We start from the raw sequence: 13459 nt of genomic DNA, 5'->3' as shown, positions 1-13459 counted from the left end.
GAATAAATGGTTCAGAATGGTTTGGTATATTTAGGTAATAATAATACATAGGATAAACTGTGTGATGCCAAAGCCTTTATTTTAAATTGTATAAATTATCGATGACGCCTTCCAGGGGGATGCTTCTCCTGGGCCATAGTGACTTTCAAGGGGCGGCCGTCAAGTATTTTACCATTCATATCTAAAGAGGATTGAGCTTCTTGCTGCGAGCTAAAGGTTATAAAACCAAATCCTTTGATGTGACCTGTAAAGCGATCTCTGATTAAAAGAAGCTCATTTACCTTACCATATTTAGAAAACGCTGCTTGTAATGACTCTTCAGTAATTCCAAAGGGTAAGTTGCCTACATAAATTTTGTTTTGTCTCACTGTCGTCTCCATAAAGTAACCACTTAAACCACAGTGAGATAGCGGTTAATAATATTAACTGCTTAAATTAAAGAGCTACTATATTTTGTGCTTGAAGACCTTTGGTTCCTTGAGTCACAATGAATTGTACTCGTTGACCTTCTGTGAGCGTTTTAAATCCAGAACTTAAAATTTCTTTAAAGTGCGCAAATACATCCGGGCCAGATTCTTGCTCGATAAAACCAAATCCTTTAGATTCGTTAAACCATTTAACGACTCCGTTTACTGTTTTAGACATAAGTATCCTTAAGTGTTTATGATAATGCCTGTATAGGCGAATTAGCCGGAAACCGGTCAAGAATTAAAAAACTACCGAACGAGGGATTAAATGAATAAAACGACGATTTGGAGAATATAAAATAGACATTTTCTAGCTGAGACTAGGTTACTACTCTTTAATATCAAAAGTCAAATCTTATTATACATGCGTTGTTCAAATCCCCTCGAAAACCCTTTTTAATGCTTTAATATAAAAAAGTTTGAACATTTATCTTCTTGTTTTTCTCTAATTTTGGACGTCTCTGCACTTCCATATAAAGATAGGTAGATAAAGAAAAACATCAATCCCATGAAAAGTAGATAAAGAAATTATTCATCAACATATATGGGATTTTTTTGAGCGTTTTCTTTTACTGTATTTATAAAAAATTGCCGACCCTCTCTATCAGAGAAACTATTAATTCCAATTAATTTTTGCGTGCATGAAGGGCATAGATGATAATAAAGTAACCTCCCGTTCTTAGCGCGAGATTTACCCATTAAAGAAAAATTATTTTTAATTTCTAAACAATAATGACATGTTTGGCAGCTCATAGATTTTCCTTTATAAGTAGCTAATAGCTCTTAATGACTATGAGAAAAAGTAAAGAAATTACGAATAAAAAAGGAATTTCCCTAGATAGGCAATAAGAAGATAATAGAAGATATGATCAACATAATACCAATCAATAATAACATTTTTTTGACCAATAAACCAGATTACTACTTTTCCATGGGAGCTGGGGGAGAGAACAGGACTATTCAAACCTCTATTAGATCGCAGTGATGGGGATGCGATTAAACTTCACCATGTTTTCAGATCATTAATGCTCGAACTTATTAATCGGGATAACCAATGCACTCCCTCATCATATTGACTCTTACTATGGATAACAAGGTAAATTGGGGTGGGTTCAAGGTTGAACGGCAAAGGTTGTATACTCAAACCGAATTGCTTTGAAAAAATATTAATTAAAAAACTTGGCGCTGTGGATATAACGGTATCCGAATTTGCAACGGCAAAAATAGCAGGCAAAATGTTTTTTACAAAGAGTTTATCATTGCGGCTCAATTTTCTTTTGAGTAAATATTCCGCTGAATGGCTGTATCTTTCCTGATTAAAACTAAATGCAATATGTTTACTGGTCAGATAACTTTTTAAAGATAAGGGCTTATTAATAAGTGGATTATTTGTACTCGCAAAACAAATAATTTCTTCTTCATATAATTTTTCAATCGTAAGTTGCGATGATAGAGCATTTTGATCAATCGCACCAATAGCTATATCCACCCCCTCATCGATGAATAGAAGAGGATCATCTGCCATGGACTCGATCGTGGTTTCAATGACGATGTGAGGCAGCTTTTCTAGCGCTGAAATCAAAGAAGGTAACAAAATTAATTCAACATAATCAGGTAAAGCAATTTTAAATGATCTCTTGGATTGAAGAGGGTCAAATTTTTCACTAGGTAATAAGATATTTTTTAAACCAGACATTACCTGTTCTAATTGGTCTTGTAATTCTTTCGCTTTGGGGGAAAGAAAGTATTCACCTTTACCAGGAATTAATAGTGGATCTTTAAAGAATTCTCTGAGTTGCTTTAAAGAAGAACTCATTGCAGGTTGACTTATGCACACTTTAGAAGCAGCCGCGCTCACGCTTTTTTCACTTAATAATGCATCTAAATGCAATATTAAATTTAAGTTAATTCGTTTAAAAGGCATCACGATATTTACCTCTCGGCAATGGTTTTTTTCTAATACAAGTATAAGAAATTAAATGCATCTTCCGAATACGAATTCCACAGCTATCAAAGTCATTATAGACACAAAATTGTTGAAACGGAGCAAATATTGCACCCGCAAAAGGACAATTGTTTGTTAAGGGTGATATAAGTGAGGAATAACTTCTGAATTAACTGGTGGTAAACAGTTTAGTCTAGAGTTCAATAAAACTTTATAAAACGAGCCTAAAGCCTCCCGCCTGGTTTTAAAAATTTAAAAAAACTCTTTTTCCTATTGTTAAATTATTCTCTCTGTGTAATAATTCACCAATATGTTCGCAAATAATGTTTTTACATGACTATTTTACCCTCCCAAGCTTTAAATACAGCTTCTAACAACTTAGGAATAAGTATCGTTCCTGAGCTAGTTATTAGTAAGAAGCTACAAGGTGAAGCTCAAAATAGGAAAATGTATGAGCTGAACATTGATTACAGCATTACTCTTTCTTCTCTCGGAAGATACTTATTTCAATTTCCACCTTCTGATGTTATTGACATCGTTAGAATTGCTACCACTCCTCCCGATCCCCAAACGTTCAAGTCTTTTCTCTAGTCTGAGATTAGCTCAGTCTCAACTGGAATCTGTTGGGAGTCACGTACATACCTAAGACCGCAAAGCTAATGAGCTTTAAAGGGGTCTTTGTATCTGCAAAGTCAAATTTTCATATAGCGTGTACGTTCTCTCTCATCTGGAAGATAAAAATAACCACTGTATCCAAATCGTAGCAATAAGATTTAAACATACAGTAAGTTAGGTTGATAAATGAAAATGCAACGTAGTGTAAAAGGCGAACGATACCTTTATATGGGTCTTAATATCTTTTTAATATTTGATTAATAGTTCTTGTTTGTTACAAATTAACCAATCTTTTAACAAATTTAACTGACTATTAGCGGGATTCATATGAAAGATAAAGAACAGAGAAATAAATTATTAAAGAAATGTATTGAAATTAAAGATTCAATTAATCAACAAATTCCTTTGGCAGCGAATCGATATGCAGAGTTTGAACAGATTGAACGCACCAAACTACAAGCCTATGAGCAGGCCCGAAGGGCAAATACCCCAGAAGCCGAACAATTGGAATCATGCATATACGAAATGGAATATCTTGAAGAACATGATGAGAAGTATGAAGCGTTTGAAATTTACGTAAAGCAAAAGCAAACCGAATACTATATTTTTGATTTCATCAATGAGTGCTTCAAGGAATTTTGTCTGGATGAGAAGGTACAATCGCCCAGCAATCTAAACGAAAATCAAAAGCAATGCTTCAAGCAAATGATTCTTAAGCAATCTTCGATTTTGTGCGAGAAAATAGCAAGAGCACAAAAACTGTTGGGAAAAGAACGTAGCGATATTAATGTCAATGAAATGGAAGACTATCTTGAAGAACATGCCGATCATTTCATTCACATTTTAGAGCAGGGAGAGGAATTAACGATTGCTGATGAAGCATTAGCTTATCGTTTTAAAAAAAGCCTTGAATTAGTGGAGCATCGAGATGCTTTACAAAAAGAGTTTAGACGAGAAAATGCTCTGCTTTTTCAATGGGGAGGGGATAGAAAAGTTACAGAAACAATCCGAAAATGCAGTGTATTTGCAACCGCTGAGTATTTTGATAAGCCTGAAATCAATACAGGTTTCTGTGATGAACATACCTCCATTGCTTTAAAAAGACTATATGATGAATATCTAATTGATAGTGATACTCGCGTAGAGAAAATTAATATTGGTTATCTTGATAATGACGGTAACCCAGCAGATGGCCACACCTTTTTGGTCATTGACCGTAATCCTGATAGTCCTCTCAATGACATCAGCAAATGGGATGGTATTCTTTTAGATCCATGGAATGGGATAGCTTGTTTGACTGAAGATTACAATTCCTTACCCTATTTTTATATTTCTTACCCAAAAGGAGCAACCTGGGAATCCATTTGTTTTACGGATGCTGATTATGATCTACGTAGTGGGATTCGAGATGCGAACAAATTCTACCGGATGACAGGAAACGGGGACCCAGAAAAACGTAGACTGCTGCTTATGGAAGAGCATCAGTTACATTCATTAGATGAAGCAGGACTCGAAGAAACCAAGGCTTTTCTTTATAAAATGGTTGATCAAGTACGGCCTGATAACTTTAAGGAACCCCTTGAAATTTTTATAACATCAACAGGCAATAAATTAGTCAATTCCCTGGCCGGGTTCTCTAAACCCGCAATTACCATTCACAGCGATTTTCTTAAGCAAATGCAAGAGGGTGTTTATACGGTTGAAGAATTAGAATTCGCATTAGCTAATGAGTTACTTTACATGAAACATGAGGGTGTTGGAATTTATCATGAAATTTCAGCCAATGAGCAATTTAAACTTGATAAATTAACCATTGAACAATGTCACAATACAGCCGCAGGTATTAGTTACTTAAGAAAAAGCATAATCTTTCAAGAGCAACATCAATGGGACGTAAGCCATGTGAATCCACCTTATTTGATTCGTAATTATTTTAATGGTGCATTGGCGGATTATCATCAACGAATAAAAAATTTGTTAACCTGGTTAGCTATCAAAGAAAATGAACGTGATGAAAAACAAAATACGTTTTTACCAATTCCCATTTTAGAAGAGGTTGCTCCGATTAACCGGGAAATTTTTTTTAAAAAAGAATGTGATGCATGTGACAATACTGTAGCAAAACTCAAATTTTTAGAATCCAAACTACCAGAACTTGCAATTGAATTACTCCCGTATGAAGTAACCTTTAGTATGGGAATCAAGGTTAGGGATTTCTGTCAATTATTGTATGCAATGGATATTAATTTGCAGGATCCGGAAGTGGCAAAAGCAACGGAAGATTTGATTGCGCGAGCTTTTGAGTTGCGAGTTCCAGCCTTTGAGCGTATTTATTTAGCTCTTGTTCATCAACATTTCACGAGTCAAAATTATTTAGATGATAAAGTTAGGGTACCTCCACTGGGACTTTTTAAGATCATAAATAATCTAATTGACGTGTTTGTGAAAGCAAAAAGTTTTGAGGAAGCGAAAGAGGCGGCACAGACATTAAAACAGTTACAAGATAAATACATCGGTCATTTTAATCTCTCGCATGGTCGAGCAAGAGCTCATACCTATCAATTTGAGAAATTGCATGGGCGTATGCCTGCAGGAAACGAAAGATTTTTCGGTTCAATTATCGGCGAGCACATCGATTGGAACACTTTCAAACCGCAGGATAATAGTACTGAGGTGCCTTGGTCGAGTCATCTTGAATGGGTACAAAAAGATGAAAGTTTTACCATTGCTGAGACATTGTGGCGTTTGGGGGTGACTACCGATCAAAACTTATGGCTTTTATTTCCTGAAAAAAAACTATTGTCTTTCATCCTAAATTATCGCGAATATCACCCAATCACTAAATTGCCTCATCAATTTTCCGCCTATGGTAGTAGTGATTATTATGAAGCCATATTAAGATTTCTATCTGAAAATATGATTCAAAAGTTTAATATCAACTTCGATATGTTTTTTATTGAGGACTCTTTTGAAAATAAATTTAAGCAGTATTATGATTTGAATTGGCCTGTGTTAATCAAACCCTCCGAATATGAAAACCGTAATATTGACAACCTGGCCGTTCAATTTTTGCTTTCTGAGTTTGCCAATATCGCTATAAATGGAACGCCAGAAGAAAAGGCCGTCGTTAAAAGCTTTTTCCTGGGACGAGCGGATAATCGGGATTTGCAGCACTTGCAGGAGGTTTCTAACGAACTTAAATCCGTTTTACATGCTAATACTCCCTATGTGAATTTCTTTATTCATCAACAGTTTCAAGACAAAAAATTTGATTTATTTACCACAGAAGAGCAACTTAAATTACTTGATACCATTACCATGTATTTGTTTGAAGTTCCCCCACAGGCGTTTATTCAAATTTTTCGCTTACCTTTTGAATCACTTAGTTTTGATTGTTTAGAGCAGTTACTCATTTTAACTAAAGATCAAGAATGGATGCGGTTCCATAATTTGGAAATCAATTTTTTTAAGGAACATATCAAACAACATGGAAATTATGAGGTATTAACTAAAGAGGCTATAACCTTAGTAAAACTTTCCATTCAATATGTCCGCAATCCTGTTGACCGTATGGAGCTATTTAAATCATTCCAATGGACTTTACCTCAAGATGTTAAGGGAACAAATCATTTAACACCTAATGATTTAATTCTTCTCTATCGCTTGTTTGATTCACAACTGATATTTCCTTCTACCGAAGTGCAAGAGCATTTTGCTCACCTGGTTATCGAACGGATAAAAGGGATTTCAGAGCTCGATGAGCGTATTCAGGCCTTGGAAGAGCTTCTCTTTGTAGAGAATTCAATAAGTCTCCCGATTAGCTATATTTCTATGCGTAATGAAGCCATTGAACTGCTAGTCAAAGATCTAACAGATAAATATGGACGTGATGACCAATCCCAGGATTATAGAGAAAAGATGATTGCAGTGATTGATCGTCTCTATAAAAACAGTTCCAAACGAGATGTCACTTTATTGCTTTCCCGATTGGCCAATGCTATCGAGTCTCAGTGGGAAGTGACGGAACATTTAGGTATTTTGTTAGAGCCTGATAAATATTTACCGACACATCAAGAGTCGAAAATCGATTTTTCTATTAGTAATCTTGCCGCAGCATCTCGGAAACTTAGTGAAGATAAGAACGACGTAAAGGAATTTTTGGATTTTATTTCCTCTCCTATCAGTTATCAAACAACAGAGAAGTTTTCCAGCTATTTGCTCAGACATAACAAAATAAACAACCTGGCAAAACTATTAGGCTATGGTGATGATCTGGCAGAAATGGAAAAGGAAAAGCCAGGAACTGTCGCCTTAATGTTAAGAACTTTTTATGCACAGTTTTGGGATGTAAGCCTGGAGGAACGAGCAGTTATTGTGGATCACTTGCTTATTCCTGCCAATAAGGTAAAAACCGCTGATGAGATGGAGGATGCCTACGAAGAAGCCTTTTCCTATGTTGTTCAAAAATTATTTCCTCATGCCGAAACAGATAGAGAGGAGAATTTTGCTTGTGCTTTGCTAAAGACTTATCTGGACACCGCCGATAAATACATACGCAGCCATTTGTTAGCTGGGATGTTAGTAGCCACCAATCAGTCGAATGAAATGGGGCAATCACCTAGTGCGGGTAAAAAATTAGCCATGTTATGTGAACACATGGGTCCTGCCTATGTCAAACTGGCTCAGGCAGTTCATAGTCATCCGAATACGCCGGAACATATTCGTCGGGATCTGGATCACCTGAAGGGAAGAGCGAACCCACCTCATCGTTGGCAATTATGGCGACTCTTGCGCGAAGTAGTTTCTCGTGAGGATCGTAAAATGATTAAACGTGTCGGAGCTCTTTTAGGCTCGGCTTCTTATAACCTAGCTCTAGAAGCAGAGTTAGAAGATGGACAAGATGTGGTGCTATTGATGTTGCGTGAAAATGCAGCAAAAAATGCGCAAGAGGGTTTCATGCATTTGCAAAAGACCATTGAATCTTGCTCCCACGTTGATATGAATCCCATTCGGGAGAGCATTTTATCGATTATCAGTGAAGCCAAAGAACTTTCGAAAATTGAAATGAACAGGAAGTTAAGTGAGCAGCAAAACCAGATTGCAGCTAACTTATACGCTCGTTCCATTACAGTGAAGGTTGATGAAAAAACCCATACTTTTACTATGAATCCCGCTCATTTGATTAAAAGTGGGGAAGGTTATCGATTCATTGAACGTATTTATGGAACGGAATTTAATGAGCTTCCTAATCAAACCCCGGAAGACAATGAAATTCGTCGCGCCATTGCTAAAGCAATCATCACGGTGGAGCTCATTAACATTCTTCAGGGGGGGTGTTTTGATTCTGATCGCCATGGTAATCAATTGCGTCATCAGAACCATCAGCTGGGATTATATGATTTTGGTGAAATGTCCTTACAACCGCCCAATGCGGTGGAGTTAAAGCAATTAGCCAATGTCCTCTCCGATATTCCCCAAGCGGCTATAAAAAACAAACTGTTTCATACCAGCTTCGACCTGCTGTTAACAAAGCATATACAAAAAGCGATTAAATCGGGTGAGCCGACCAGCTATTTAATGCGAGTACGTAAAGGACTTTTGGCATTACGAGATTTCCAAAAAGAATTATCGACTGAAGAACTAATCGATGTGTTAAAACAGGTTAATGCCAGTGAAGCCATCCATCAAAAATTCAAATCTCAGGTGGCAAATAATATTCGTATGGCGGAATACATGGAAGATATTAGCCAGAGTTATCAACATTTTGTTAGCAAGGTGGGATTTTTCAAGAGAAAGGTTGACTCATTACTCAAAGGTTGTACCTCCTATGAAGCGTCATCTCAGAATGGATCCTTATCGGACAAGGATAACCCAACATTTTTTGCTAATGGCAATTAAAAATAGAAATTAATACCTTGAGGTGGGATGCAAAAATTCTACCTCAGTAATTCAATTTTTACGGAGATACCGCTGTGTATACTACTAAATCTGTACGTGAAATTTATTTAACTGCTTTATCTAATAATGATACCTCAACTGTAGAAGGTTGCTTAACTGTCAATAAAGTTTCCCCCAATATCCGCGATAAAGAGCTGAATACAGGCTTGCATCTTGCTGTTGTGTCAAAGAATAAAGATTTATTAAAATTATTATTAAAACATAATGCTGACATTAGTCTTAAAAACAGAAAGGGCTTAACCCCTATTCAGCTAGCGGCTTTTAATGAAAGTTATGAATGTTTATCCATCATAGCCGATTTTTGTTTACTAAATAACAATTTGAAATTAGAGGCAGCCGATAAGAATTTACTAGAAGTTTTCCATTCCTCTCAAAACGAATCGGTGACAAATCCATTCATAGAGGCTGTGAAGAGAGGGGAGCTTACCCAAGTAAAAAAATGCCTTGAATCAGGTTCATCCGTCGACATGATCATTGATAATGAGTCGAGCACAGCACTGCATGAGGCAGTAAAACAACAAAATAAAGAATTAATTGCGTTATTATTACAATATGGACCTAATCTTAATCTTACCGATAAAAAACAGAGAATACCACTTCAATTGGCAGCAGAAATAGAGGATTGGGAGTGCTATCAACTCATTGCTGATTACACGAATAAGTTGGAAACATCTAGCAACATTAATAATAACATAATGGAGATGGATCAACCCAAGATTGCGAAAAAAACATCTCCGAGAGTGGCATATCAAGAAGCGGTTCGTCAGGGTAATAGTACAGAAATTGCCCAACTATTAGATGCCAAGGTATCTGTTAATACAGTCGTAGATGCTCAACTAAATACCCTTTTGCATGTTGGCGTAAAAACACAAAATTTAGAATTAGTAAAATTGGCAATAGCTTATGGTGCTTTAATCAATCGTCCAAATAGACAAGGCCAAACAGCACTAGAGTTAGCTTTATCTAGCCAAAACTGGGGTTGTATTGAAGTAATGGCTGCATCTAAAGACTTTGCGAGTCAGGAAATAAGTCCAGAAATATTAAAAATCGCAGTCCATGCAAATCAGGTGAATACAGTAAAAATATTAATTGATGCCAATGTTTCAATGGAGTATTTCAACACCAGTGCAGGCATCAATTACATTAACTGGCTGATGAGCAACAATCAGCAGGACATGCTGGCTGTTTTGAGCCAATCCCCTATAGTCCAAAAATTCCTGTTCCTGGATGCTATTAGCAAAAGTAACCTCAATTTGGTGCAAGAATTATTAAAGAAAAATAAATCTTTAATTGATGTAATGGACAGTGAGTTCAATACAATTCTGCATATCGGTGTAAAAATGCAAAATCTAGAATTAATTCGGCTTGCACTGCAAAACGGAGCTGTTTCAAATCGTAAAAATAAATGGGGTAAAACTCCTTTAGAGTTGGCACTGGAGAATAGAGCCTGGAGCTGTATTAAAACAATTGTTGAAAATGATTTTGTACATAACGAATCTCTTGATACGGCATTACTCGCTGCCTTACGTGCCCATCAGGTTGAGATAGTGCAGGTTTTAATTAATGCTGGTGCCTCGATGAACTATTTTACTACTCTTGCAGGCAAACTTTATTTTGAAAAATTGATAGCTAACAAACAAGATGAAATGCTCGCCGTTTTATCTATATCTCCGGTGGTTCAAGAATTAATGTACTTAGCTGCAATCAGTAATAATGACATTTTTGCTGTTGCAGGTGCTTTGTCACGAAAGGACGTATCTGTGGATGCTCTATTAGGGCCCAATAAAGAAACCGGGTTACACGCCGCCATTACTAATAAGAGGGCGGATATGGTTAAATTATTTTTAGATAACCATGTTCAGCTTAACACACGAGACATTAATCAATTGACAGCCATTGAGTTAGCCTTGAAGTTGCAGTCCTGGGATCTTATTAAAATCATTTTGGAAAAACGACCGCTTGATAAAAGTAATATGGCTCAATATCAATGTATTTTTATGCAAGCTTTAAAAGCGAATCAGCCAGACATACTGATGATATTGCTCAGGCAAGGTATGCAAGTACTTCCCGGTTACTTTAATTCTGATGAATGCGTACAAGATTACCAACGAATGGTTGCTAATCAATGGAATGATATGATTCATGTTTTATTGATAGGAAGTAAAGAATTTCGAATGAAATTTGGTGTTTTACCTGATCAAGTAAAAGACTATTTTGAAGAAATTATTATGGGGGAAGAGTTAACAAATCCCGTTATTACCAAGCAAGGAACAACCTATAACGCACAAGATATCAAAAAGCTGGTTCATGATCCAATTAGCAGAGCACCATTGCAACAGAGTGAATTAGTTCCAAATCTAATCGTCTATGAGTTGTTAGCTTATTATAAACATCCGCAAGTTAATCTTATGGAAGTACCCCCTTGTTTAATATGCCCAGAGACCAAGGATGTCTATAAAGAACCCGTTGTTACTGGTGATGGAGTCACGTACGAAAAAGCATGGATTACTGATTATTTGCAAAAAAATAATAATAAAACTCCTGGTGGTTATTCGCAGCTTAATAGGCCTTTATACAAAAATCGACTGGTTAAAATGTTAGTTGAAGAAAAGTATTCCCTTGAGAAAATGGTGGAAGAAAAAAATAGGGAAAATTACAAAAAAGCATTTTCAGAGAGAAATTTAAAAGCAGTGGAAGAATCTTTAAAGGCAAAAGTTTCTCCAAATACCCCTCTCGATGCCAATGCAAATACTGGATTGCATAAAGCGGTGGAAGAGGGGAGTATTGAGCTAATTAAACTACTCCTCGATCATGGAGCCAGTTTGACAATGTTGAATAAATCGGGTTTGTCACCCATGAAACTGGCAGTTACTCGTAAAGCCTGGAATTGCATTGGGGCAATTGCTGTCCTTCATCCCAATGATAAAAGCATGCTTTCTCAATATGATACTCCTTTGATCCATGCATTACAGGCTGATCAAATTGAAGTAGCTCGAGCTCTATTAAAAGCTGGTGCTCCGATGTCCTATTTTACACTTGAAGAGGGTGAGGAATATTTCAAAAAACTAATTGAGACGCAACAAAAAGAAATTCTTACTTTATTAATCACAGAAGGACGACCAGAAGTTATCAATCCTTTGTTATTTAAATTTGGTAAATTGCCTTCTGAATTAGAAGAGCTGTTTGAAGATTCAGTATCATTTACTCCTATTGAAGAGCCCGTTATTGTTCCTACGGGTATTACTTACGATTTACAAACAGCAACTACCTTGAAAATGGATCCCTTATCGCGACAACCATTAACTAAAGAAGATTTAATTCCCAATCTATTGGTAAAGGATTTATTAACCCATTACAAACGTCCGGGAGTAAATGTTTCTCAACTACCCCCATGTTTGATTTGTAAAGAAACTAACGAAATATATAGAAACCCTGTTGTTGCGCTGGATGGTAAATCATATGAAGAGGCATGGATTACAAAATATTTAGCCGATCATAATGGAATGACACCACCAGCAGATGGGGCGCCTAAGGGTTTTAAACAAACAAAAAATCTTTACTCCAACATTTTAGTCAAAAAGTTGATTGAAGAAAATTATAAAAATGCTCTTCAAAAACCACCAGCAAAAAAGATAAATTTATCAGGAGAGTCTAACCTTGGTTTCTTTGGTACTAAAGAAGAGAAAAAAGAGCCACCTCAATTAGATAATTGTATGGAATATAGTACAGGATAATCGAATAAAAGGTCGGACCAAGCCATTGATTTAAATACCGGACTTCAAACCCCTTGACACCTGGGTTCGAAGCCCGGTATCTTAAAATAACTTATTGATTATTAGTGATATACTAATTTCCCCACCTATTAAAAATTATTATTCCCTTTATTTTTGACCATAAAAAATAGGCAATGATAAGGATATTATCGAAAGGATTGTCAAATGATAATGAGTATAGAACCGAAAACTGAGCGATCATGGGTAATTTTTTAGGAATAGACAAGCTCTTGGATTATGGCCTCTATCTACGAGGGATAGTAATTACCTTGTATGCAATTGTTATTTTCAGAATGAACTTGTCCCGACTTTATGGAAATCATAGCGCCCTTGATTTTATTATTTATATAATCTTAGGTGCCATTCTGGGTGAAGCTATTGTAAATAATATTCCTCTATTGCCTTCTATAATAGTGTGTACACTTATTATTACTATGTATCGATTTTTGGCTTTTTTAACGTATAAAAGTCATCGGATAGGAAAATATATTAAAGGAGAAAAAATTATACTCATAAAAAATGGGAAATTTATTAAAAAGAACCTTGAATGTACACGAATTACACGAAACGATATAATGCAGTCATTAAGATTGCAATCTGGTCTAAGTAATCTTCGATTAGTAAATACTGCTATTCTTGAAAGAGGGGGGCAAATTTCTTTTCAAATGAAGCCTCAATTAAAAAAACCTTAATAAATGCAT

7 protein-coding genes are annotated in these 13459 nt (G+C 36.0%); 3 read left to right on the top strand and 4 right to left on the bottom strand.

The features are described 5' to 3' along the window. Window positions 1-95 precede the first annotated feature (95 nt). The 4 genes from ACWTE2_RS03550 to lelA form a co-directional block, all read right to left on the bottom strand. On the bottom strand, window positions 96-368 hold the full coding sequence (locus ACWTE2_RS03550; protein ID WP_454784163.1) for an RNA recognition motif domain-containing protein: 273 nt from the start codon (window positions 366-368) through the stop codon (window positions 96-98). 67 nt (window positions 369-435) lie between these two features. Beyond that, on the bottom strand, window positions 436-645 hold the full coding sequence (locus ACWTE2_RS03545; protein ID WP_182391124.1) for a cold-shock protein: 210 nt from the start codon (window positions 643-645) through the stop codon (window positions 436-438). A gap of 350 nt (window positions 646-995) precedes the next feature. Beyond that, the gene (locus tag ACWTE2_RS03540) at window positions 996-1220 is read right to left on the bottom strand and encodes a hypothetical protein (RefSeq protein WP_454784162.1); all 225 of its coding nucleotides are present in this window, start codon (window positions 1218-1220) and stop codon (window positions 996-998) included. Window positions 1221-1470: 250 nt separating this feature from the next. Next, window positions 1471-2397, bottom strand: coding sequence for a LysR family transcriptional regulator LelA (lelA, locus tag ACWTE2_RS03535; RefSeq protein ID WP_454784439.1), 927 nt, complete (start codon window positions 2395-2397; stop codon window positions 1471-1473). A gap of 957 nt (window positions 2398-3354) precedes the next feature. On the opposite strand from lelA, the gene ACWTE2_RS03530 reads away from it, so the two are divergent. The 3 genes from ACWTE2_RS03530 to ACWTE2_RS03520 all read left to right on the top strand — a co-directional run bounded on the left by ACWTE2_RS03530 (window position 3355) and on the right by ACWTE2_RS03520 (window position 13450). Next, complete coding sequence (locus ACWTE2_RS03530; protein ID WP_454784161.1) at window positions 3355-8925, top strand: AarF/UbiB family protein; 5571 nt, start codon at window positions 3355-3357, stop codon at window positions 8923-8925. A gap of 74 nt (window positions 8926-8999) precedes the next feature. Beyond that, a complete protein-coding gene (locus ACWTE2_RS03525; protein WP_454784160.1) occupies window positions 9000-12719 on the top strand; it encodes an ankyrin repeat domain-containing protein in 3720 nt (1239 codons plus the stop codon). A 239-nt stretch (window positions 12720-12958) separates the two neighbouring features. Then, the gene (locus tag ACWTE2_RS03520) at window positions 12959-13450 is read left to right on the top strand and encodes a DUF421 domain-containing protein (protein WP_454784159.1); all 492 of its coding nucleotides are present in this window, start codon (window positions 12959-12961) and stop codon (window positions 13448-13450) included. Window positions 13451-13459 lie beyond the last annotated feature (9 nt).

The sequence above is a fragment of the Legionella nigrisilvae genome, from assembly GCF_977063395.2.
The sequence above is the reverse complement of the archived record's forward strand: the minus strand, read 5'-3'. Positions and strand labels throughout refer to the sequence as shown.